Origin of the sequence: Phormidesmis priestleyi BC1401 (assembly GCF_001650195.1) — a bacterium.
GTDB classification, from domain to species: Bacteria; Cyanobacteriota; Cyanobacteriia; order Leptolyngbyales; family Leptolyngbyaceae; genus Phormidesmis_A; species Phormidesmis_A priestleyi_B.
The window spans coordinates 19,574-41,538 of the sequence record NZ_LXYR01000045.1; the positions used below are offsets into that span (position 1 = coordinate 19,574).

Annotated in this window: 24 protein-coding genes; 11 read left to right on the forward strand and 13 right to left on the reverse strand. The window is 49.3% G+C overall.

The window, feature by feature from the left end:
• Nucleotides 1–138: 138 nt before the first annotated feature.
• Nucleotides 139–732, forward strand: a complete 594-nt coding sequence (locus A8707_RS19475) for a ribonuclease H family protein (protein WP_068818871.1) — start codon at nucleotides 139–141, stop codon at nucleotides 730–732.
• 289 nt (nucleotides 733–1,021) lie between these two features.
• The gene (locus A8707_RS19480; RefSeq protein WP_068818872.1) at nucleotides 1,022–1,609 is read left to right on the forward strand and encodes a hypothetical protein; all 588 of its coding nucleotides are present in this window, start codon (nucleotides 1,022–1,024) and stop codon (nucleotides 1,607–1,609) included.
• A gap of 391 nt (nucleotides 1,610–2,000) precedes the next feature.
• Here A8707_RS19480 and A8707_RS19485 read toward each other — a convergent pair whose 3' ends face one another.
• Nucleotides 2,001–3,911: a transketolase C-terminal domain-containing protein gene (locus tag A8707_RS19485; RefSeq protein WP_068818873.1), complete on the reverse strand. Its 1,911-nt coding sequence runs from the start codon at nucleotides 3,909–3,911 to the stop codon at nucleotides 2,001–2,003.
• A 136-nt stretch (nucleotides 3,912–4,047) separates the two neighbouring features.
• On the opposite strand from A8707_RS19485, the gene A8707_RS19490 reads away from it, so the two are divergent.
• The 3 genes from A8707_RS19490 to A8707_RS19500 all read left to right on the forward strand — a co-directional run bounded on the left by A8707_RS19490 (nucleotide 4,048) and on the right by A8707_RS19500 (nucleotide 6,669).
• Nucleotides 4,048–4,836: a DeoR/GlpR family DNA-binding transcription regulator gene (locus tag A8707_RS19490; RefSeq protein WP_231948210.1), complete on the forward strand. Its 789-nt coding sequence runs from the start codon at nucleotides 4,048–4,050 to the stop codon at nucleotides 4,834–4,836.
• Nucleotides 4,837–4,892: 56 nt separating this feature from the next.
• Nucleotides 4,893–5,387, forward strand: coding sequence for a peptide-methionine (R)-S-oxide reductase MsrB (gene msrB / locus A8707_RS19495; RefSeq protein ID WP_068818874.1), 495 nt, complete (start codon nucleotides 4,893–4,895; stop codon nucleotides 5,385–5,387).
• A 529-nt stretch (nucleotides 5,388–5,916) separates the two neighbouring features.
• Nucleotides 5,917–6,669: a YdcF family protein gene (locus A8707_RS19500; RefSeq protein ID WP_068818875.1), complete on the forward strand. Its 753-nt coding sequence runs from the start codon at nucleotides 5,917–5,919 to the stop codon at nucleotides 6,667–6,669.
• Nucleotides 6,670–7,016: 347 nt separating this feature from the next.
• Here the strand turns inward: A8707_RS19500 and murD are convergent, their stop codons facing one another.
• A complete protein-coding gene (gene murD, locus A8707_RS19505) occupies nucleotides 7,017–8,381 on the reverse strand; it encodes a UDP-N-acetylmuramoyl-L-alanine--D-glutamate ligase (RefSeq protein WP_068818876.1) in 1,365 nt (454 codons plus the stop codon).
• Between the two features lie 109 nt (nucleotides 8,382–8,490).
• Here murD and A8707_RS30700 point away from each other — a divergent pair, with 109 nt between their 5' ends.
• Both A8707_RS30700 and A8707_RS19510 read left to right on the forward strand, forming a co-directional pair.
• Nucleotides 8,491–8,688: a DUF6888 family protein gene (locus A8707_RS30700; protein ID WP_074382538.1), complete on the forward strand. Its 198-nt coding sequence runs from the start codon at nucleotides 8,491–8,493 to the stop codon at nucleotides 8,686–8,688.
• The gene (locus A8707_RS19510; RefSeq protein WP_068818889.1) at nucleotides 8,678–8,899 is read left to right on the forward strand and encodes a DUF6887 family protein; all 222 of its coding nucleotides are present in this window, start codon (nucleotides 8,678–8,680) and stop codon (nucleotides 8,897–8,899) included. Before A8707_RS30700 ends, A8707_RS19510 begins: the two co-directional genes overlap by 11 nt.
• Nucleotides 8,900–8,907: 8 nt before the next feature.
• Here A8707_RS19510 and glyS read toward each other — a convergent pair whose 3' ends face one another.
• From glyS to A8707_RS19550, 9 genes are all read right to left on the reverse strand, one after another.
• Nucleotides 8,908–11,052 carry a glycine--tRNA ligase subunit beta gene (gene glyS / locus A8707_RS19515; RefSeq protein WP_068818877.1) on the reverse strand — a complete coding sequence of 715 codons (2,145 nt, stop codon included), beginning with the start codon at nucleotides 11,050–11,052 and terminating at the stop codon, nucleotides 8,908–8,910.
• Between the two features lie 39 nt (nucleotides 11,053–11,091).
• Complete coding sequence (locus tag A8707_RS19520) at nucleotides 11,092–11,709, reverse strand: hypothetical protein (protein WP_068818878.1); 618 nt, start codon at nucleotides 11,707–11,709, stop codon at nucleotides 11,092–11,094.
• A 34-nt stretch (nucleotides 11,710–11,743) separates the two neighbouring features.
• Nucleotides 11,744–12,037, reverse strand: a complete 294-nt coding sequence (locus tag A8707_RS28425) for a GtrA domain-containing protein (protein WP_156518740.1) — start codon at nucleotides 12,035–12,037, stop codon at nucleotides 11,744–11,746.
• Nucleotides 12,016–12,318, reverse strand: a complete 303-nt coding sequence (locus A8707_RS19525; RefSeq protein WP_068818879.1) for a hypothetical protein — start codon at nucleotides 12,316–12,318, stop codon at nucleotides 12,016–12,018. Before A8707_RS19525 ends, A8707_RS28425 begins: the two co-directional genes overlap by 22 nt.
• Entirely contained in the window at nucleotides 12,319–12,510 is a 192-nt protein-coding gene (locus A8707_RS19530; protein ID WP_068818880.1) for a hypothetical protein, read from the reverse strand.
• 105 nt (nucleotides 12,511–12,615) lie between these two features.
• Nucleotides 12,616–14,712, reverse strand: a complete 2,097-nt coding sequence (gene tkt, locus A8707_RS19535) for a transketolase (RefSeq protein ID WP_331711730.1) — start codon at nucleotides 14,710–14,712, stop codon at nucleotides 12,616–12,618.
• A 115-nt stretch (nucleotides 14,713–14,827) separates the two neighbouring features.
• Nucleotides 14,828–16,081, reverse strand: coding sequence for a beta-ketoacyl-ACP synthase II (gene fabF, locus A8707_RS19540; RefSeq protein ID WP_068818881.1), 1,254 nt, complete (start codon nucleotides 16,079–16,081; stop codon nucleotides 14,828–14,830).
• Between the two features lie 115 nt (nucleotides 16,082–16,196).
• Entirely contained in the window at nucleotides 16,197–16,448 is a 252-nt protein-coding gene (acpP, locus tag A8707_RS19545; RefSeq protein ID WP_068818882.1) for an acyl carrier protein, read from the reverse strand.
• Nucleotides 16,449–16,668: 220 nt separating this feature from the next.
• Nucleotides 16,669–17,352 (reverse strand): Uma2 family endonuclease, encoded by a 684-nt coding sequence (locus tag A8707_RS19550; protein ID WP_068818883.1) that lies wholly within the window; start codon nucleotides 17,350–17,352, stop codon nucleotides 16,669–16,671.
• A gap of 153 nt (nucleotides 17,353–17,505) precedes the next feature.
• On the opposite strand from A8707_RS19550, the gene A8707_RS19555 reads away from it, so the two are divergent.
• Nucleotides 17,506–18,411, forward strand: a complete 906-nt coding sequence (locus A8707_RS19555) for a CoB--CoM heterodisulfide reductase iron-sulfur subunit B family protein (protein WP_068818884.1) — start codon at nucleotides 17,506–17,508, stop codon at nucleotides 18,409–18,411.
• 21 nt (nucleotides 18,412–18,432) lie between these two features.
• Here the strand turns inward: A8707_RS19555 and A8707_RS29220 are convergent, their stop codons facing one another.
• Complete coding sequence (locus A8707_RS29220) at nucleotides 18,433–18,579, reverse strand: hypothetical protein (RefSeq protein ID WP_197484903.1); 147 nt, start codon at nucleotides 18,577–18,579, stop codon at nucleotides 18,433–18,435.
• Nucleotides 18,580–18,582: 3 nt separating this feature from the next.
• Between A8707_RS29220 and psaC the strand changes: the two genes are divergently transcribed.
• From psaC to A8707_RS19565, 3 genes are all read left to right on the forward strand, one after another.
• On the forward strand, nucleotides 18,583–18,828 hold the full coding sequence (psaC, locus tag A8707_RS27055; protein WP_009458117.1) for a photosystem I iron-sulfur center protein PsaC: 246 nt from the start codon (nucleotides 18,583–18,585) through the stop codon (nucleotides 18,826–18,828).
• A gap of 156 nt (nucleotides 18,829–18,984) precedes the next feature.
• Complete coding sequence (gene glmS / locus A8707_RS19560; RefSeq protein ID WP_068818885.1) at nucleotides 18,985–20,865, forward strand: glutamine--fructose-6-phosphate transaminase (isomerizing); 1,881 nt, start codon at nucleotides 18,985–18,987, stop codon at nucleotides 20,863–20,865.
• Between the two features lie 8 nt (nucleotides 20,866–20,873).
• Complete coding sequence (locus A8707_RS19565; protein ID WP_068818886.1) at nucleotides 20,874–21,362, forward strand: hypothetical protein; 489 nt, start codon at nucleotides 20,874–20,876, stop codon at nucleotides 21,360–21,362.
• A 12-nt stretch (nucleotides 21,363–21,374) separates the two neighbouring features.
• On the opposite strand, the gene A8707_RS19570 is transcribed toward A8707_RS19565, so the two are convergent.
• Nucleotides 21,375–21,965: IS200/IS605 family accessory protein TnpB-related protein (locus A8707_RS19570; protein WP_156518742.1), on the reverse strand; the 591-nt coding region annotated here is incomplete at its 5' end.

Sequence of the window (21,965 nt, forward strand, 5' to 3'; positions counted from 1 at the left end):
CTCCCTGGGGAGAAGGGGAACTAGACGTTTGCTCCCTCTCCCTAGGGAGAGGGTTGGGGTGAGGGAGAATTTGGTTTTATTTAATTCACGATCCTTAGTCTTTTGTGGAAGCATGGAGCATGAATCTAGACATCGACCATGAATAATTCTCTTGTTCGAGCAATTTATACAGACGGCAGTGGGAATGTGGGCGTGTGCGGCTATGCGGCGGTCGTGCGATTTGCTGACAGCACCACGATCGAGCTAGGCGGCTATGAGCCAGATAGCACAAACCTACGGGCTGAGTTACTCGGCGTAATCACTGCATTGGAGTATCTGCGAGCGAATCCACAGCCTCTTAAAGCGCCGATTTTCTCTGATTCTAAATACGCGATCGACGGACTTAATGAGCAGTGGGTTTCGATTTGGCAGCAGCGCAGTTGGCTAACCATCAAAGGAAAACCTGTGGTGAATCGGGATCTGTGGGAGCGGCTTGAGGCGTTACGATCGGTTCCCGCCACCTTTCATCATCTGCGAGGGCACACCGATGCAGCCGGAAAAAAAGGTCGAGATGCTCTCGCTCAAAACCGCGCCTGCTTTGGTGAAGACACCCCTTTACACAACGCGGGAAATCAAGCTGCCGATCGTGCGGCTGACGGTTTCCGGCTAAATTGGGCGACTCTCAAGCCGGACGAACAAACTGATATCACAGCAAAAGCCGTCTCATACGTGAAAAATTCTCTCCCAGATTGAGTCTAAGCTTTCGCCATTTCTCAGAGATTAGATATCAGTCGGCTGGTGCAGCTCCTGCATCAAAGCCTTTGCACGCGATCGCACCTTTCTTAGCACTCTCATCGCATCATTAATTTATAGGTTGAACTATAGGGACTGAGATTGTAGACATATCAGAATACTACAAAGCCCAATAGAGATCAGATAAGAAAGTATTACTCAATTTCTTGACTCGCTGACGAAAAGTATTCTTTCAGGTGTGCCCTGGTTAAGTTATAGTCTACATACTAACTTCAATAAATGGACTCTCATGCCTCGTAACTCTAATGACTTATCGCCGACAGAGAAAGTTAAAGTCGCTTTAGATTGCTTACATCGAGAATTATTGGGTGACTCAAATGCCAGCAAAACGGTCGCCAAGAAATATGATCTCTCGACTCGCGGAGTTACTACTCTTAGAAATCTAGCTCTAGACATCCTTCAAAAGGGCTTTAGTCCTTCGATGACTCCTGCTCCATCGGTGACGGCTGCTCTCAACGACAAAACGCTCGATCGCAACTTAGATTCTCTTCTAAATTCTTCTACTTCGATAGGAGACTCGCAGCTAGAAGCGTCAGAATCTGAAGCAGATGACACTGATGAAATCGCGATCGATGAAGTAGTCGCTGCCATCATCGACTACAATAAGTCGAAAAAAGAACCTCCTGTCTACATCTCGCAGGGCATTCTTCAAAAGATTAGCGGTCAGTCTGTCGCAGAGGTCAAATCGTGGTTTGCCGATCACGAGCAGGAAGTCAATAAGCACAACGCAAAATATGACCTCACTCCGGTTACCAATCGCAGGGTCAAGCGCAATTTTAATTATCGGCAGGAGTTAGGGTTGGACGATTCTGAATAACTTGGACAGACAAGGGGCTTAAGCAGTGTTTTAAAACCCTGGTCTTCGCTGCTATCCCGCCCTGAACTCAAGTTCGGGCTGACAGTGGGAAGTCCGTTAAAACGGACTGAACGCGAGTCAGACCAGATCCTGAGTCCGTTTCAACGGACTTTCTCTCGTTAGCCTGAGCTTCAGTTCGGGACGAGGTAGAATCGCAGCGAGAGAGATTTTAAACACGCCCTAAGCCCCTCGTTTAGCACGATCGTGACCTGCGAAAAGGTTCAACTTATTTTTACTAGCCTCCTTAGTGCTCTGATTGATTCACTCTTTTAAAGAACAAACGCCGCCTTGTTATCTAAGACGACGTTTGCTCGATCGCGCTCTTATTCCCCTAAAGAATTGGACAGAGACATCACTTAATCAACTCTTTCACTTTGCTGATGATGCCATCTGGATCAAGTCCTTGATGAGGATACTGTTCCCACAAACCGCCACAGCCTTCTTTGTGGGTGCCAAGATGTGCAAACTTGGGAGTCAAACCCCGCTCTAGTAGCCAAGAACCAAAGCGGATTCCTAGCCCAGTGCGGCGGTTAAAGGCTTCGACCACGAGCACAAACGGCGCAGCCCCGATTTTTGTCATCATTGCTTCATCAATGACATTCAGCGTCGGTTTGTTAATCAAGCCCACATCAATGCCTTCTTGCTTGAGTCGTTCTACCGCATCGGCGGCGCGATATAACGCCTCTCCAAAGGCGACGATGTAGCCTGCGGTTCCTTCTCGCACCACTTCATCTTTGCTCGGAACAAAGGTGTAGTCGCCCCCATAGAGATCGGTGTTGTTTACGTCGAGAATATTGGGCGTTTTGGAGCGAGTTGAGAAGATGAACCGCAGTCCGGGCTGGTGGAACACAGCTTTGACGCAGGCTCTCATCTGTGCGGCATCGGCGGGGAAGTAAAGCCGGGTTTCATAGCCGTCATCGAGTCCATTATCGGCAAAGAAGTTGTTGATCCCAAAGTGACAGGTGTTGTCTGCCATATCGTCAACGCCAGAGTGCGAAAAGTGGCAAAGCAAGTTGGAGTAGTTGAGCCGCGCCATCGTGATTTCTGACACGCACATTTCAAGAAACGCCGCGAAGGTGGAGAAGATGCCCTGCTTACCCGCGACCATGCCAAACCCAGCCGCAGCCGAGATGTTGCCCCGCTCCATGATGCCAGACGAAATAAAGACTTCAGGATGGGCATCGTGAATCTTTTTTAACCCGGTGGAGCCTTCTAGGTCGCTGTCAATCACGAGGACATTGGCTTTGCGATCGGCTTCACTCATTTCATCCAACATGGCGACTACTGCCTCGCCAAACACGATGCGATTGGAACTCCAGTTTTTGCCCGACCCGACAAAGTTGTAGGGGTTCCCGGTCGGCTTGATGCCCTTGAGATACTCGACAGCGGAGGTTAGTCCGCGCTTTTCGAGATACGCGATCGCTGCCTTAACGGGAATCACATCGTGACCGTGGGTGCTGCCTTCAATCCCTTCAATGCCGACCGACATTGGGCGATAGTTGACGACAGCGATCGGTCCTGGAGTGGTGATGGCTTCGCAGATCCGACGATACAAATCATCAATATCTTCGCCGTTGCCTTCTAGCACTTTCATGCCTTCTCCCGCCAGGGTTTTAGCCACCTTAAATCCGGGCAGATATTTAGAAGGATGCCCCGCGATCGTCACGTCGTTGTCGTCGATAATTAGCTTGATGTTGATGTGTTGAGCCACTGCCAGCCGCGCCGCTTCTGCATCGTTGCCTTCTTGCTGTGCGCCATCAGAGCCGAGACAAAACACCGTCTTGCCAGGGTTAGCGATCGCGACCCCATTCACATAGCCCCACAGATGCCCCAGACGACCTGAACTAAATTTTACCCCCGGAGTCAGCCGCAGTTCGGGGTGCCCAGGTAGGTGAGAATAGGCTTCACGATAGTGGGCAAGCTGCTCGACGGGGAGGTCGCCGTGAATCGCGGACATCAAATACTGTGTGGCAACCCGATGTCCAGCTTCGTCGAAGAAAATCGGCACAAACTGGTCGGGGGTTCCTCTAAAAAGCGCATCTAGGATCATCACTTCGGGAACGGTGTCATACGGTCCGCCTGTGTGTCCGCCTACGCCTCTAGCCGCCCCGGTTGCGGTGAAGAACACGATCGCGTCGCGGCAAAATTGGATGTTGGCTTTCAAACTCGATCGCTGCTCATCGGTGAGGATCGGATTGGCTACGTCGAGCTTTAACGGTTTGTAGTGGCTGAGGTCGATCGGAAACGAAGTAGTAGGATTCATGGGTTGTTTTTGAAAAGGATTAGACAGTACAGATTGCACGAATGTGCTTGAATTCAAGTGAAAGTGCAGGTTTAATGCATGATAATAGGAACATCAATGAGTATAAACTCACAAACGTGCGATTTCAAGACCAAACATGCAATTTCAGGAAAACTTGATTATGCTGACTGCGGAGCGGAGGCAATTTATCTTAGAACTCTTGCAGCGAGAGAAGAAGGTGCTGTCTTCAGACCTGAGTGCAGTTCTCAAAGTTTCTGAAGATACGATTCGGCGTGACCTGCGAGAGCTGGCAGAGTTAGGTCTATTGCAGCGCGTTCATGGAGGCGCACTCCTTACCTCTCCAGCGATCGCTAGCTACGCCGATCGTCAGAAACAAGCGCCTAAAGAAAAAGAAGCGATCGCCCGCACCGCCGCAAAGTTAGTGCGTCCGGGACAGGTTGTGATCTTAGATGGGGGAACTACGACACTGCAAGTTGCTCGTCATTTACCATTAGGTCTGCACGCGACGATCGTGACTAACAGCCCGCCGATCGCGATCGCCCTTGCCGATCATCCCCACATTGAAGTGGTGATGCTGGGCGGACAACTTTATAAGAAGGCACTGGTGAACGTCGGCGCTGCAACGGTTGAGGCATTACGAATGATTCGGGCAGATCTGTGTCTGCTGGGCGTTTGCAGTCTGCATCCAGATATAGGAATCAGCGTCACAAACTTAAACGAGGCTCATGTAAAACGAGCTATGATCGCGAGAGCCACTGAGGTAGTCGGATTAGTGACTGCTGCAAAGTTAGATACGGCAGCCTCTTATGTTGTGGAATCGATTCAGGCGCTTACTTACTTAGTCACTGCGCCAACCGTGACAGATGAAATGCTGATTGCCTACAAAAGCTTGGGGCTAACGGTCATCCGAGATGAGTTTTCCTAGTCGATCGAGTGCATTTCTAACCATTAACTTAATCGTTCTACAACACACGATCGCTCATGAAAAAACGAACATTTTTATTCTCAGGAACTGCGATTGCTGGAATGGTTTTATTATCCTATTATCCATTCAGAAAAGCGCAAGGAATGAAGGCAACCAGCCGTCTTTTTGAAATCACGAAACCTGAAGAAGAGTGGCGCAGACTTCTAACGCCAGAACAATTTAGTGTACTGCGACAGCAGGGAACCGAACGAGCGCGAACTAGCCCACTTGATAAGCAATACGGCAAGGGGACGTATCGTTGTGCGGGGTGCGACTTATCTCTTTTTACTTCAAAAACGAAGTTTGATAGCGGTACAGGATGGCCCAGTTTCTACGCACCGATCGAGGGAGCGATCGAGACGACCTCCGATCGTTCGCTCTTAATCGCTCGTACTGAAGTTCACTGTCGTCGTTGTGGTGGGCATTTAGGGCACGTCTTCGACGATGGTCCTAAACCTACAGGCGATCGCTATTGTATGAACGGTGTGGCACTGAAGTTTGTTTCGGGATGAGCAACTGGGGGACAAAAGATTTGCTGAATTCAGCTTTTTAGGCATCGGTCGTAAATGGGTTGAGGGTTACTGAGCGACAGACTAAACTTCCTGCACGAATACTTCGCCCTCACCCTAGCCCTCTCCCTAAGGAGCTACTGTGTATACACAAGTCCTCATAGCTTCATTTGAGTCGGCTTGTGTCCCCTAAATCCCCCAATTTTGGGGGACTTTGAATCAGATAAATGGCTTGACCTCCAAAACCTCGTTTCATCTCAAAGTCCCCCAGAATGGGGAATTTAGGGGGCGAGGGTCTCAGCGATGACTGATAGACTTCACGCAGAAGGTCTATTGTTAAGCAGCTTCAAAACCTGTGAGGGAGTGCATCTACTCACTACTACTCCCCAAACTTTTTAGCTCAACGATGACTCACAGCAGCTTTGGTCTTAACCAATGCGATTTTTGCCAAACACGGATATCTTGAGCCATAATGCTAACAAATTCATATCATTAAAAATTGTTCACGTTTATTGCCCAAAGCAGGTTATCCATGCTTGATTCCAGCCAGTGCCCGACCAACCTTTCAACGCTTTATTGGACGAGCTTGAGTTGGCAGATTTTCAATGGGCTGACGAACCCGGCACTCGTACTTCCAATCCTGTTCATCTTGATCACCCTACCGTGGGCAATCAAATCGATTCGCCACAAACGCCGATGGAGCGCAGGGGCAACCGGACTGTTATTGATTTATCTGCTAGCGCTCTCTCCCCAAGCGATCGCAGTAGGCAATCAAGTTTTGGTTCAAAACTTACCTCACGATGATGGCACCTCAGCCGACGCGATCGTGGTATTGGGACGAGGCGCAGAATTACGACAAGACCGGGTGAATGTAGCGGCTCAGTTGTGGAAGGCTCAACGCGCCCCGCTCATTTTTGCAAGCGGGATGGGCGACGGGGAAGAAATTGCTCAACGGCTGCAAGAGCAGAGTATTCCTCAACGTGCGATCGACGAAGAATCCTGTTCACGCACTACTGGAGAGAATGCTCTATTCACTGCCTCAAAACTCTACCCTCGGCACGTTCGGCGAATTATATTAGTCACCGATCCGCCTCATATGCTGCGCTCTGCTCTGACGTTTCAGGGGCAGGGGTTTGACGTAATTTCTCACCCAAATCCTTTCCCTAAACAATTGAGTGAGAAAAAGAGAGGGTTTTTGGTGTTTAGAGAATATCTTGGGCTGGTCAGCTATAAGCTACAGGGACGATTTGACGCTAAAAATACGCCTTCCGCCTATCACGCCTAGAAGCCTTACTTTAGACGAAGGCAATCATGGCTGCTCTTCCTTCAATACGTCAGTAATATAAAAGCTACGATCGTGATTAAGGCAAGAACTAATGCAAAAATAATTGCCTTATCTAACGTCTTGCCAGACGCGCTAACAACTACAGTTAAGCAAATAGCAATCACCAGAAATCATACATACGCTGCATTCTGCCAGCCGTGAGCAACTAAGGAATTGTTATCAATGACTTAGGAGTGGTAAGGATTAACCGGATCTTCTGAGGTGGCTGCGATGAGCGTAGATGCTGAACTCTGTGGAGTGCAATGGGTCGAATTTAGCAGAACAAGGGATATTTTGACTTTATCTTTCTATTGAAGCGACTCTAAGCAAAGTTGACGAAAGTGATCCCCGCGCTGCTCAAAGTTTGGATATTGGTCAAAACTCGCACAGGCAGGAGATAACAGAACAACTTGGACAGACCGCTGTTTTGCCAAGTCGGTCGATCGCTGTACGGCTCGTTCCATCGTCTCCACAATTTCATAGTGAGTGTAACCAATCTGATCTAACCGTTGGGCAAAGGTTTCTGCTGCACTTCCAATCAGCAACACCGCCGCCGCTTTTTCTTGAATCACCTTCAGCCAAGCTGCATCTTCGCCCATCTTGGCTTCACCGCCTGCAATCAAAATCGCTGGACTGTTGACCGCCGATAACCCGACTTCTGCCGCATCATAATTGGTGGCTTTGCTGTCGTTAATAAAGTCAACGCCTTGCCAAGTGCAAATGTGCTCTAACCGATGAGGCACACCGGGGAAATTGGCGATCGCGTCTACAATAGCGGCTTTCTCAATGCCTGCAAGATGGGCGGCAGCAACTGCCATCAAAAGGTTTTGCTGATTGTGAGATCCGGGCATCCGCAGAGTGTTGACCTCGACGATCGGGACATTCTGAACGATCGCCCAGCCATCTTCAATATAAGCGCCTAATTCAGGATTTCCAACTAGCTGCGATCGCCCTTTGACACTGGTCCAGCAGGCATTTGCAGCAACGGGATCGGATTGCTTAACCCCCAAATTCCTCAAAAAGGGATCATCGCCGTTAAAAATCTGCTGTCCAGACTGATGCAGGAGATGAGCTTTGATGTTGAAGTAATTCTCTAATGTTTTGTGGCGGCTAAGATGATCTGGGGTAAAGGTCGTCCAAACGCCGATTTGAGGGGCGACGGTCGGTGCAGCTTCGATCTGATAGCTGCTAAACTCAGCGATCGCCCAATCAGGTTGAGGTTCTAACATCGCCGCTTCACAGGCAGCATAGCCGATGTTACCAAAGGCGGGAGCGTGAAAGCCAGCGGTTTGAAAGATAGCGGCAATCAGCGCAGTCGTCGTGGTTTTACCGTTTGTGCCTGTGATGCCAATCCACGGACAGGACTGTAGATTTTTCCAGGCTAATTCCATTTCTCCGATCGTTTCGATTCCCATACCTCTCGCTTTCACTAAAGCAGAAGCATCCCACGGCACACCAGGACTAACCACGATTAACTCTGGTGTTGTCAATTCTGGATCAAAAGAGTCTCCGATCGTGACGTAAATTCCTTCAGCGCTGAGTTGGTTTTTTTGTTGTTGCAGACTATCAGACGTGCCTCGATCGCTAATCGTAACCTCCCACCCGTTGCGCTTGAGTAATCGAGCCGCCGCGTTCCCTGATTTTCCGAGTCCGATTACATAAGCGTGGGGCATGGTCTGATTACAATCAACAATTTTGCATTCTTTATCGTACTGCTTAACAGTTCCTACAATCACTCAATTGTGACATGCTGAATTCCAGCAAATAAAAAATCCCGCTAGAATGAGAAGACCGCTATACCCAACCTCAAAACAAGAAGCTCGGTGCTTCATCTTTTGTCAAAATCTTACGACTCTGTACCGTTCAATTTATCTTGTCAGATTGGATGAGCGGGCAGGAGATGTTTGCATCTTGGCAGGGGAAGAAATAGAAATTATCATCACCCGTGATGGGGAATGGAGTTTTGAAAATGAAGCCTAATTTTAATGCCATGACCCGGAAGGAACTCAGAGCTTATGTTCTTGAGCATCGAGATGATGCGGAAGCGATTAGTGTAATTGTTGAAAAAATTAAAGCAGACCCCAATACCCACTGGTATAAGCCTGAAGACACCGATCGCTTTCCCGAAATTTATGCAGAGCATCAAAAACGTCGAGAAGAAGCTCAGAGAAGTCAGGAAAACGAACCATAAATCTCCCTTTAGCTTTTGACGATCGCTCCAAAGTCTGCCAGAACGCGGGCATGATTTCGCAACACACCCAGTAAGTTAAGACGATTTTGCTTGATTGCCGAATCAGAGTCCATCACCAAAACACTATCTTCACCGTCAAAAAACTTGCTAACCGCAGGCGCAATCTGACTCAGTGACTCAACGAGCTTAGGGTAGTCTTGTTGTCCTTGCTGAGAAAGGGTGACCAATGCATCGTAAAACGTCTGCTCTGAGGCTTTTTGAAATCGATCGGGATGCACCACTTCGACGGGATTTAGCGGTTGGGTATCCAGGGTTCCTTGGGCAGCAAGACGAGAAGCACGATTCACCGTTTCGTAGATTGCGGCAAGTCTACCATCATCACGAATCGTTTGCAGAAACTGAGCACGATCGCGCACATCTAATAAATTCCTCAGCGATCGCTCTGCGTATTCGGGATCATTCTCGCCCACTACAGCGTTAACGAGATCATAATCAATTTCGCGATCTTCTCGTAGTAGCGTATGAACACGCTGTAAGAAGAAATCTTTTAACTGTTGCAGCAATTCTGAAGCAGAAACTTTTAATACGTGAGCATGATTGCTAGAGAAATTACGAACAATCTGTTCTAGAAGTTGATAGAGATCAATCGTGAGATTCGCTGACCACGTAATATTGACAACAGCATTTGCAGCCCGACGCAGCGCGAATGGATCAGACGAGCCAGACGGAATCATGCCCAATCCAAAAATGCTGACGAGTGTATCGAGACGATCGCTCAACCCCACCACTTGACCTGTGATCGTTTGCGGTAGGGTATCTCCGGCACCGCGAGGTAAATAATGCTCAAAAATTGCCGTGGCAACCGCTTCGGGTTCTTGGCTGTTGAGCGCATATTTCTGACCCATCACGCCTTGCAGCTCAGGAAACTCACCGACCATTTGCGTCACCAGATCCGCTTTACATAACAAAGCAGCCCGCTGGATGTGCGCGTTTGGCTCACCGACGATCTGAAGCTGATCTGCAATTTGGTTGGCGATCGTCCCGATGCGATCGACTTTGCCCCGCACCGATCCCAAATCAGCTTGAAAAGTGACGGTTTCGAGTTTGGGGAGATAGCGATCGAGCGAGATTTTACGATCGGCATCAAAGAAGAATTTGCCGTCTGACAGACGCGCTCGAATCACGCGCTCGTTTCCGGCAGCAATAATGGCAGACTTGGCAGGATCGCCATTTGAGGCAGTGATGAAGTAAGGCAGCAGTTCGCTAGAATCCTGACGTTTGCGAACCGGGAAGTAGCGCTGATGGCTCTCCATCTCAGTCGTAATCACTTCTGAAGGCAGTTCTAAAAATTCAGCATCAAATTTGCCTACCACAGCAGACGGATATTCCACTAGGTTTGTGACTTCACGAAGCAGATCAGGCGAGATAGTGGCAACTCCTCCAATCTTGGCGGCGGCGGCTTCTACTTGCTGTTGAATCGTGGCTTGTCGCTGGTCAGGGTCAACTTCAACAAATGCAGTCCTTAACGTTGAAACATACGAATCTGCGCTAGTAATCGAAACGGTATCGGGATGCAAAACGCGATGTCCGTAAGAAACTCGATCGCTTTCATAGTGAATGGAATGACTGACGATCGAGATTGGCAACACGACTTGATCTAACAACGCGACTAACCATCGAATCGGGCGAGAAAACTTTAACTCACCATCGCCCCAACGCATCAGACGTTTACCCTCTAGTCCGGTGATCCATGAGGGCACCAATTCAGTCAAAATCTCAGAAATCGGGCGACCCTTGATCACCTTGCGGACAAATACAAAATCGCCCTTCTCAGTCGGACGAATCTCTAACGCATCGACTGAAACACCTTGCTTTTGAGCAAATCCTGTGGCTGCTTTTGTGGGCTTGCCCTCTTTAAAAGCCGCTTGAGCAGGCGGACCTTTAACCTCTTCTTCTTGATCGGCTTGCTGAAGGGGTAAGCCTTTGATTAGGACAGCAAGACGGCGAGGAGTGCCGTAATAAGCGATCGAGTCTGGAGTCAAATAATGGTCAGCCAGAATTTTGGGAATGCGCGATCGCCACTGTGCCAGCGCTTCATCGATAAAGCTTGCGGGGAGTTCTTCTGTGCCAACTTCTAATAAGAACGATGCCATGAGTTTGAGTCGCTAGAGGCAAAACGGAGAGTCAGTTCCTCAGTTTACCGTGTTGGCTGATATCTTGACCGATTGCACACGCCCATTAGTAGAGACGATCGCGCAAAGCTCCGAGTCGGAAAATTCTGGCTCTAACTTAGCAGACTCATTTTTGACATTAACGTGTTTGAGCCGAAAGTTACCTGATGTTTTTTCATTAAACAGAACCCAGAGCGGATATTCCCAGTCATCTTCTCCAGAAATTAACCCGACCGTATGACAATGATCTCGATCGACAACTGTATCTACAATTTTGCGATAGGTGACATCTAAATATTTAAGAGAACCACTGAAGTAAATTTGTTGGCGCGGCAATAACAAGATTGATTCTGACTGCTGAGAGGCTAAATAAGATGACCAATTTGGCAATGAGATGAGGGGATGACGAATCGGAGTTAAGGCATATAAGATAGCGACGATACCAATAATACCTAACAACTTTATGAATAGTTTGTTGTATTTGACACTCAGATGGCGCATAAAATAATAGCTAATGATTGGAGTTTGCACCATAAATAGGGGCAATAACAGCCGATTTCCCCAAGGCTGCCATTTTAACAAATAGCAATATAGTAGATAATCAGCGGCGATCGCGCTTAGAAAAAGCAATAAATACACGGACTGCGACCATTACCAAGGGAGAGACTGTTCTTCAACGGACGAAAGATCGGGCAGATTGCGCTTGACCAAACGAACATAGTCGATGCTCCACAAAGCTCAACAACGCTACACAGCCTGCACTTGTCAGCCGCGCGATCGTGGTGCTCCAATGCAAGTCATTGACTAATACCTGAAGCAATCCTAAATTTGCTAATAAACTGTTTATGGCAACTGCTGTAAAGACTGCGTTCTGTATTTGCGTTACAAGTGAGAAGAGCGTTACATCCACGATCGTGGCAAATCCACCTGCTACCAGATAGCCACTCAACTGCTTTGCAGTCTCCACAATCTGACGATGCTTTGATGGAGCAGCACTTTTGCGGCAGTCGTGGCAACATCTGCCTGAGCTTCTTTAGCATAGTCACTGTCATAGTTGACCGCCCACAGGTTATGCTTTCCAGGAATTAGCACGTTTTCGGCATCTAAAATGCCCATCAGCAAACTGTGATTTTGATTGTTATATTTGAATGCGCCATAGCGTCCGAAACTGCACGACAAATCCTCCCGATTCTCGGTGCATACCTCAAAGAAAATTTCAACCAGGCGTTTGCCAAAACGAGCACTCACCTACTCAGAGAAGTTTTTAGGATAGGAAGGAGGAAACAACCGCGTTTGTGCATAAAAAATAATGATGCGGAGGCTCTCGACGATTCCTAAAGCTGAAAGCGTTTCGATCACTAGCGGGTAATTGAAGTATTTTCTGCCGTAGTAGATGCGAGTTGAGTGAGAACTCTGAGCACGATCGATGAGACGTTCCACCGACACGTCTCTACAGCATCGGGTGAATCTATTGACTATTTCTTCAAATAAATAAGGCTCCCGCAAAGGAGCCATTTCAGATCACTCAAAGATCACAGTCGTTGATTAGCCGAGAACTTTTTTGGCTTCAGCCACCACGTTATCAACTGTGAAACCAAATTTCTCCATTGCAATGTTGCCAGGAGAAGAAACCCCAAACCGATCGATGCTGACGATCGCGCCTTCGCTGCCGCAATATTTGTGCCAGCCAAAGCTAGAAGCCGCTTCGACGACCAGCCGCTTTTGATCTGCTTTGGGCAGAACGGCGTTTTTGTAATGCTCGTCTTGCTCCTCAAACAGTTCCCAGCAGGGCATTGAGACGACACGAACTTTGCGACCCTCTGCGCGCAGCTTCTCAGCCGCCTGGACGCAAAGACTGACTTCGCTTCCGGTGCCAATCAGGATGATATCGGGCAAGTCATCGCTCCCAGACAGGATGTAAGCACCACGAGCAACGCCCTCAAAGGAGCTTCCCTCTAGATTAGGCAACGCTTGACGAGTCATTGCCAATAGCGAAGGCTGCTTACGACGCTCGATCGCAATCTTATAAGCCCCAGAAGTCTCGTTTCCATCGGCGGGACGGAAGACTAACAGGTTGGGAATGGCGCGGAGAGACGCGATCGTTTCGACAGGTTGGTGAGTTGGACCATCTTCACCCAGTGCGATCGAGTCGTGGGTCATGACATAAATCACGCCCGCTTGAGACAGCGCCGATAGACGAATCGCTGCTCTCATGTAATCTGCAAACACTAAGAACGTCGCGCAGTAGGGAATCAATCCCGAACCGGATAGCGCAATTCCATTACAAATCGCGCCCATGCCGTGCTCACGGACTCCAAAACGGAGGTTGCGTCCTGCATAGCTGCCCTTCTGGAAATCAGGAAAGCCTTTCAGCAACGTCAAGTTGGAGTGGGTCAAGTCAGCCGAACCGCCAATCAGTTCAGGAATTGCTTGAGCCAGCGCGTTCAAAGTCTTCTCAGAGGTTTGACGAGTTGCGAGTGCCTTGTCTGCGGGAGTGTAGGTCGGCAGCGAACTCACCCAGCCTTCCGGGAGCTTGCCGCTCAACCGCCGCTCAAACTCAGCCGCCTCTGCGGGATATTTTGATTTGTAGCGGTCTAGTGCGCTGTTCCAGTCAGACTCAAGTTTTGCGCCACGATCGATCGCTTTCCGCCAGTGATTCAGCGCATCTTCAGGAACTTCAAACGGAGCGTAATTCCAGCCCAGGTTTTGACGAGTTGCGGTGATTTCATCGCTACCCAGTGCCGCCCCGTGAACGCCTGCGGTGTTTTGCTTGTTGGGAGACCCGTAGCCGATCGTGGTTCTGACTTTAATTAGAGAAGGCTTGTCGGTGACGGCTTTTGCTGCCTCGATCGCCGCTTGAATTGCCTCTAAATTTGTGTCGCCATCGGACACTGCCTGAACGTGCCAACCGTAAGCTTCAAACCGCATTCCGACATCTTCGGTGAATGAAACTGCGGTGTCACCATCGATCGAGATGTGGTTATCGTCATACAGCGCAATCAGTTTGCCTAACCCCAAGTGACCTGCAAGAGAACATGCTTCACCCGAAACGCCTTCCATGTTGCAGCCGTCGCCCAAAATCACATAGGTGTAGTGATCGACGATCGTCGCATCAGGCTTATTAAAGGTCGCTGCCATGTGCGCTTCTGCAATCGCCAACCCAACGCCGTTGCAAACCCCTTGACCGAGCGGACCGGTCGTAACTTCTACCCCGGCGGTCTCAAAGTTTTCAGGGTGTCCAGGAGTCTTTGATCCCCACTGGCGAAACTGCTTGAGATCTTCTAAACCCACGCTGTCATAGCCTGCCAGATAGAGCAGGGCATATTGCAGCATTGACCCGTGACCTGCCGACAAGACGAAGCGATCGCGGTTATACCAGGATGGATTTTTGGGGTTAAACCGCATGAACTTGTCCCACAGGACAAACGACATCGGAGCCGCACCCATCGGCAAGCCAGGGTGTCCTGATTTTGCTTTTTCAACCCCATCGATCGCCAAAAAGCGAATCGCGTTAATACAAAGTTCTTCGAGTGACTGGGCTGCAACGACCATGATCTGTGTGTAATGAAGGACGGTTTCGCGCTGGGCGGACATGATGGGCAGAAAGAGTTCAGGTGGCACCATTTCCTGAACGTGAATCACATACTCTTCATAATGGCGAAAAGTGAGCGATTTTATCTAGCGACAAAAATGATTAGAAGCTGCCAATTTCTCACAACTTCTTAATAATTTCAGACAAGCGGGCATAACACAAGCATTACCCAACGTATTTTCTAAACGCTAACGTGACGTTGTGCCCGCCAAACCCAAAGGAATTAGAGAGCGCAACATCGACTTGCAGATCGCGGCTTTTGTTAGCGACATAATCTAAATCACAGTCGGGATCGGGGTTCTCTAAGTTGATTGTGGGCGGCACTTTGTTATGAGCGATCGCCATTACTGCTGCGACTCCTTCAATGCCTCCCGATCCGCCCAAGAGATGCCCCGTCATCGATTTAGTCGAACTCACCGCAACCTTATACGCGTATTCACCCAGCGCTTTTTTCATCGCGGCGGTTTCGGTCGAGTCATTCATCGGAGTGCTGGTGCCGTGAGCGTTGATGTAGCTCACCTGTTTGGGAGTCAAGCCACCATCTTTGAGCGCAAGCTGAATCGCTCTCGCTGCCCCTTCTCCGCCGGGAACTGGAGATGTGATGTGATAAGCGTCGCAGGTCATGCCATAGCCCACGATCTCGGCGTAAATTTTGGCTCCTCGGCTCAGCGCGTGTTCCAACTCTTCGAGAATCAAAATCCCGGCACCTTCGCCTAAGACAAAGCCATCGCGACTTTGGTCAAATGGGCGGCTGGCATGAGCCGGATCATCGTTGCGGCTAGACATTGCTTTACACGCCACAAATCCTGCTACACATAACGGAGTGACAGCGGCTTCCGTCCCACCGCAGATCATTGCCTGGGCATAGCCGCGCTGCACTAATCGAAAGGCATCTCCGATCGCGTTTGACCCTGCCGCACACGCTGTCACTGGGCAAGAGTTAGGACCCTTTGCCCCTGTGTGAATCGCGGTCAGCCCTGCTGCCATATTCGCGATCATCATCGGAATCATGAACGGACTACAGCGATCGGGTCCCTTCGTTAAATTAATTTCTTGCTGATCTTCCAGCACTTTCAGCCCACCGATGCCTGTGCCAATCATCACGCCCACCTGTTCTGCATTCAGGTCGTTAATGGTGAACTGAGCGTCTGCAAGCGCTTGCTTACTCGCTGCCACGGCAAGTTGAGCAAACCGATCCATCCGTTTGGCTTCTTTGCGCTCCATATAGTCGTGAGGGTCAAAGCCTTTTACCTCACCCGCAATGCGACAGCCGTGGCGAGAAGCGTCAAACAGCGTAATCGGTGCAATACCATTCCGCCCACTGATCAAGCCATCCCAATAGTCAGAGAGGGTGTTGCCAATGGGAGTGATCGCGCCCAGACCTGTGATAACAACGCGCTTACTTACAAGATTTGTCATGATGTCGGCTCAAAGGGGTTTCAACACCCAAGATTAAAAAAGGTTTGAACTCTGAACGGGGACGATCGAGAAAGAAGGGCAATTCATTGCTCGATCGTCAACACTCAAAATTCGGTTAAGCGGAGGCGGTGACTTTGCTGTTGATGTAGTCTACTGCCGATTGCACCGTCAAAATTTCTTCTGCGGCTTCGTCAGGAATTTCGATCTCAAATTCCTCTTCTAGCGCCATCACCAGCTCGACCGTATCTAACGAGTCTGCGCCCAAGTCGTTTTGAAAACTGGCTTGAGGAACCACGGCACTGGTTTCTACACCCAATTGATCGGCAACAATTTTTTGCACTTTCTCGAAAATCTCATTTGCGCTCATAGTCTTCCTCACTCGTTGCGGCAGCAACCGTTCTCGCTAATGTCTGATGTAGTTCTACGCCCGTCATGTCAGCCGTTGAGACGTGTCACACGTACTTTAGGAGAAGACATGACTTTAAGCATTTTTTCATCTTATCTGAAAGCGCGATCCTTAGATCTGTGCAAGGCGATTCGTCAGCCAGTTTCCGATCTGGTTGTTTATGAAAGGAACGGGTATCGATTCAACCAGCTATTAATTTTTGAACAAAAGCACTGTGTTCGGGAGAGCGAGTCCCGGCTTGTAAAGTCGCTAATACCCGTCGCATATCTCCTGCCAATAGTTTTTCAACGTCTAGCCACAGTCCTGGAAAAACTTGACTTCTCAGGACTCCATTAGGATCAGGCGATCGCTCCAGATATTCCCCTTTTAAATAAAACCCGCTAATCTTTTGGTCAAGAACTTGCCAGACAATATATTCGTTTACGCCATTGCGACGGTAGGCTTGCTTTTTAGCGTGAAGGTCGATCGCGGCACTGCTGGCAGCAATTTCGACGACTAGCTCTGGTGCCCCTTCAATATAGTCATCGTCATTGAGTCGGGTTTGACCACCTGATTCTTCGTTGATCAAAAGAACGACATCTGGCTGAAACTCGTTGTCTAGATCTAAGCGCACCGTTGGCTCGACTCCTAAAGCCACCCCCGGAGTCATCGCTTCGTAGTTTCCTAGCCATGCCATGACCCAACCGTGAGGTTGACTGTGGCTTTTAAAGCGCAAGGCAGCAGGCATATAGACGATTCCTTCAATCAACTCAGCTTTTTTGAGACTGGGCATTGAGTCATAACGACGCTTAAATTCGCAGCGATTTAAGCGATCGCCATTCTCTAATGGAGGAATTGTCAAACGTTGGGAATGTGTTTCAACCATGACCGTTGAAGTTGAGAGCAGCGTAGATTCATCCTATCGAGTTTAAACGGTGAAAAGATTCTTCATCTAAAAATCGGCGATGATACATTTGAATGGCGAGTTTTGGGTAACTTTGCTCAAGCTCGGTGATTGATATTGTTTTTCTGAATAACCATGCGATCGTCCACGCTCAAATACGCCTATTTCCCCGGTTGTGTTGCTCAAGGAGCGTGCCGGGAGCTTGACCAATCGACCAAAGCTTTGACGAAGATTCTGGGAATCGAGCTAGTTGAGCTTAAAAAAGCCTCCTGCTGTGGCTCTGGCACTTTTAAAGAAGATTCTCAACTGCTCGAAGACACCGTAAACGCCCGAAATATTGCCTTAGCCGAGCAGTTAAATCTGCCGCTGCTGACCCATTGCAGCACTTGTCAGGGCGTGATTGGTCATGTGGATGAGCGATTAAAAGACGCACAAATCAACGATCGGGCTTATCTCGACCAGGTGAATGGATTTCTCAAAAAAGAAGGCTGTTCACCCTATCAAGGCTCGACGGATGTTAAACATCTACTTTGGGCACTCGTCGCCGATTATGGACTGGAGGCGATCGCCGATCGAGTCACTCGCAAACTTTCTAATCTGAACTGCGCTGCCTTCTACGGCTGCTATCTATTGCGCGGGCAAGACCACATCCGCTATGACGATCCGTTTAAGCCAGAGTCGATGGAGAACGTCTTCCGAACCGTGGGCGCAACTCCGATCTATTATCGCGGTCGGACTCAGTGCTGCGGATGGCCGCTTTCAAGTTACGCCACCGACCAATCGTTCAAAATGGCAGGGGCGCACATTCAGGAGGCGATCGCCGCCGGAGCCGATTGCATCGTCACACCCTGTCCGCTTTGTCATTTGAATCTCGACTCTCGCCAACCCGAAGTTGAAAAAGTGATTGGTCAGAAGCTGGGGTTGCCTGTGCTGCATTTGCCTCAGCTTGTGGCGTTGGCGCTGGGCGTGAGTCCGAGTGAGTTGGGACTCGATCGACATATCGTTTCAACCCGTTCTGTTTTAGAAAAACTAGGGTTTTAGTCATCTGTCACGTAACGGAGTTTAAAGTTTTGCAACTGTCTGAAAGAGTGCGTCAAGCTCGTAGAGTAAACTGAGCAATGATTCTGAGGTTGAACAGTGATCCATACTGGGCGATCGCAGAATTGCAGACGTTGCCACAGCAACACGCACGAATCTGGAGTCATTCATAACATGTCTCATACAGTCAAAATCTATGACACCTGCATTGGGTGTACTCAATGCGTCCGCGCTTGCCCTACTGACGTTCTAGAGATGGTTCCCTGGGACGGGTGTAGAGCAGGACAGATCGCATCTTCTCCCCGAACGGAAGATTGTGTAGGCTGCAAGCGGTGTGAAACGGCTTGTCCTACCGACTTTTTGAGCATTCGGGTCTACCTGGGTGCCGAAACGACTCGCAGTATGGGATTAGCTTACTAGGCAAACCTGATACGCAATCTATTTTTCATTCATGTGGGTTCAAAGCTAAGGGGGCACGTTGCCTCCTTTTTTTTGGCGACAGTGGGTGAGTCAACGCAAAAATAATTAGGTGTAGAGTAGCTTAGATACACGATCGCCAAAGGAAAATGAACTCATATGTGCGGAATTGTTGGCTATATCGGCACCCAAGCAGCCAGCGGCATTTTGCTTGAAGGGCTTCGCAAACTAGAATATCGAGGCTATGACTCTGCCGGAATCGCCACAGTCTTAGAAGGTGAGATTCACTGTGTCCGGGCGAAGGGGAAGCTAATCAACCTCGAAGAAAAACTGGCTGGCGAAGACAATCCCGCTCGCATTGGCATCGCCCACACTCGTTGGGCAACCCACGGCAAACCCGAAGAATATAACGCCCATCCCCACATGGACACTGCAAAGCGAATTGCGGTGATTCAAAACGGCATTATTGAAAACTATCGCGACCTGCGCGAAGAGTTAAAGAGTCGTGGCTGTGAGTTTCGATCGGACACCGACACCGAAGTCATTCCCCACTTAATTGCAGAACAGCTTGCCGAGTCGGACACGTCTTTGTTAGAAGCCGTCCGTTTAGTCGTGAATCGGCTGAAGGGCGCGTTTGCGATCGCCGTCATTTCCGCCGACTATCCCGATGAATTGATCGTGGGGCGGCAGCAAGCTCCCGTCGTGCTGGGTTTTGGACAAGGTGAGTTTTACTGTGCGTCAGACACACCTGCTCTGGTGCCTTACACTCGCGCTGTGTTGCCGCTAGAGAATGGCGAATTAGCACGCATGACTCCGCTAGGCGTAGAGATTTATAGCTTTGATGGACATCGCCTCAAAAAGACTCCGCGCACGCTGAACTGGAACCCTGTCATGGTCGAAAAACAGGGGTTCAAACACTTCATGCTCAAAGAAATTTATGAGCAGCCTGGAGTCGTCAGAGCCTGTTTGGAAGCTTACTTTGATGGAGAGTGGGCGGCGACAGACGCAGACAAATCACCGACTCATCTCGGTTTACCGCCCGAACTGTTGACCGATTTACAGCACATTCAAATCGTGGCGTGCGGGACGAGTTGGCACGCTGGCTTAGTCGGCAAATATCTGATTGAGCAGGTGGCAGGAGTCCCAACTACGGTGCATTACGCATCAGAATTTCGCTATGCTCCGGCACCGATTACGTCCAACACGCTGACGATCGGAGTCACTCAATCCGGTGAGACTGCCGACACATTAGCCGCCTTGGAGATGGAGAAGAAACGTCGATCGGGCTTCACTCAACCTGAATTACAGTCTCGTCTGCTCGGCATCACCAATCGTCCTGAAAGCTCGTTGGGCGATCTGGTTCCCCATATTATCGATACCCACGCAGGCATCGAGATTGGCGTAGCAGCCACCAAAACCTTTGTGGCTCAAGTGATGGCATTCTACGCCCTCGCTTTGGATTTGACCTATCGCCGCACTGCCAAGTCTCCAGAACAGCTTGAAGAAATCTTGATCGGGCTGCGACAGCTTCCGGCGCAAATGGAAGTCGTGCTAGAAAGCCAGGAACGCTATATCGAAGAACTGGCGCATGACTTTGCTGAGACTCAAGACTTCATCTTTTTGGGACGGGGCATTAACTTCCCGATCGCCCTCGAAGGTGCCTTGAAGCTCAAAGAAATCAGCTACATTCACGCCGAAGGCTATCCCGCTGGTGAGATGAAACACGGTCCGATCGCGCTTTTAGATGCCAAGGTGCCTGTGGTGGCGATCGCCATGCCGGGAGCGGTTTACGAAAAGGTGCTTTCTAATGCTCAAGAAGCACGAGCGAGAGATGCTCGACTGATCGGCGTGACCCCAATGGATGAGCAGGAAGCCGCAGATACATTTGACACGCTGATTCCGGTGCCCCATGTAGATGAACTGCTGTCTCCGATTTTGACGGTGATTCCGCTTCAGTTGTTGGCATATCACATTGCGGCTCGACGCGGATTGGATGTCGATCAACCTCGCAACCTCGCCAAAAGTGTCACTGTGGAGTAGGTCAACCTATGCAACTGGCAGATCTTCCAGATGAAGTGATAGCGGATCTCTGTCAGGACGATCGTTGGAGGTTAGACATCGATCCTGGACTTGATGCCAAGCATGAGTTCTTTCTATCTTGGCAGCATTTCGTGGCTTTACCAGAAAGTGCCTCTCCCTACTATGAAACAACCGAAGCAGATTTGGCGGATTTTTTAACGTTTGATGGTTTTGAGGTGCTGTTGCCAGTGCCCCGTTCTCATCATCCAACTATTGAGCTTATTCGTCTCATTCCAGGGGTGAATCATCAAACATTAACGCTATTTCTACATGACTCGTTTCATGAATCCTACTTCAACGACGAATGGTCAGCGCGGTATGGCTTTCTGGCAGTTGCCGATCGCTATCAACAATTTGGCTGTGATTTCTACCTCGCAAGTTACTATCACTTCTCCTATCTCATTGGTGAAGATTATGAAGTTGCCAGAGAAGTGATGCGAAGGAAGCTGAATTTTTGATACTCCCCATGCCTAAAGGCGAGGGGATTCTTGAAGAGTCCACAAGCGAACCTTCAAAGGCGTTAACAAAGCGCCCCTACTGACTCCCTCAAGGCATAGCCCTAAAGTTGTCGCTACTTTTCGCAAGATGTTTGCCGCACCGTTGCAATCAGCATTGATGTACTGATTGTTTTGAGTGCGGTACAAGCCACGTTTAACTCGTCTGCCTGACTCCTTCCACCCTTCGGGTTTCTCACCGATTTTAGGCAGGAAATCATCATCCACAAACGAAGCCTTAGACGTATAGCTTTCTTCCGTCTCAACGAATCGAATCCCGTGCTGTTCGCACAGTTGCGAGACTCTCTCTTTGAGTCTGCCCGTGGGAATCTGGACAAACTTCTGATTGGTTTTAGCACCCATATTGGCACCGTCTTTCTGCCCTCGATTCCAGCCAAACACGACGGTGCCGATTCTGTTCTCAAGACAATGATTGATCACCTTTCTAGCCGCTTTATTGACCGCATCCCTAACCTGACGATTGCGTTTCTCAGTGATGGCAGCTAATCGCTTAGACCAAAAACCTTGAGGCTGATTCTCTTTGAGGGTGGCAACTTGCTTGTTTTT

Coding starts and splice junctions, on each gene's coding strand:
- A8707_RS19475 (WP_068818871.1), top strand. CDS start 139: ATGAATAATTCTCTTGTTCGAGCAATTTATACAGACGGCAGTGGGAAT.
- A8707_RS19480 (WP_068818872.1), top strand. CDS start 1,022: ATGCCTCGTAACTCTAATGACTTATCGCCGACAGAGAAAGTTAAAGTC.
- A8707_RS19485 (WP_068818873.1), bottom strand. CDS start 3,911: ATGAATCCTACTACTTCGTTTCCGATCGACCTCAGCCACTACAAACCG.
- A8707_RS19490 (WP_231948210.1), top strand. CDS start 4,048: ATGCAATTTCAGGAAAACTTGATTATGCTGACTGCGGAGCGGAGGCAA.
- msrB (WP_068818874.1), top strand. CDS start 4,893: ATGAAAAAACGAACATTTTTATTCTCAGGAACTGCGATTGCTGGAATG.
- A8707_RS19500 (WP_068818875.1), top strand. CDS start 5,917: ATGCTTGATTCCAGCCAGTGCCCGACCAACCTTTCAACGCTTTATTGG.
- murD (WP_068818876.1), bottom strand. CDS start 8,381: ATGCCCCACGCTTATGTAATCGGACTCGGAAAATCAGGGAACGCGGCG.
- A8707_RS30700 (WP_074382538.1), top strand. CDS start 8,491: ATGAGAAGACCGCTATACCCAACCTCAAAACAAGAAGCTCGGTGCTTC.
- A8707_RS19510 (WP_068818889.1), top strand. CDS start 8,678: ATGAAGCCTAATTTTAATGCCATGACCCGGAAGGAACTCAGAGCTTAT.
- glyS (WP_068818877.1), bottom strand. CDS start 11,052: ATGGCATCGTTCTTATTAGAAGTTGGCACAGAAGAACTCCCCGCAAGC.
- fabF (WP_068818881.1), bottom strand. CDS start 16,081: ATGACAAATCTTGTAAGTAAGCGCGTTGTTATCACAGGTCTGGGCGCG.
- acpP (WP_068818882.1), bottom strand. CDS start 16,448: ATGAGCGCAAATGAGATTTTCGAGAAAGTGCAAAAAATTGTTGCCGAT.
- A8707_RS19550 (WP_068818883.1), bottom strand. CDS start 17,352: ATGGTTGAAACACATTCCCAACGTTTGACAATTCCTCCATTAGAGAAT.
- A8707_RS19555 (WP_068818884.1), top strand. CDS start 17,506: ATGCGATCGTCCACGCTCAAATACGCCTATTTCCCCGGTTGTGTTGCT.
- A8707_RS29220 (WP_197484903.1), bottom strand. CDS start 18,579: ATGAATGACTCCAGATTCGTGCGTGTTGCTGTGGCAACGTCTGCAATT.
- psaC (WP_009458117.1), top strand. CDS start 18,583: ATGTCTCATACAGTCAAAATCTATGACACCTGCATTGGGTGTACTCAA.
- glmS (WP_068818885.1), top strand. CDS start 18,985: ATGTGCGGAATTGTTGGCTATATCGGCACCCAAGCAGCCAGCGGCATT.
- A8707_RS19565 (WP_068818886.1), top strand. CDS start 20,874: ATGCAACTGGCAGATCTTCCAGATGAAGTGATAGCGGATCTCTGTCAG.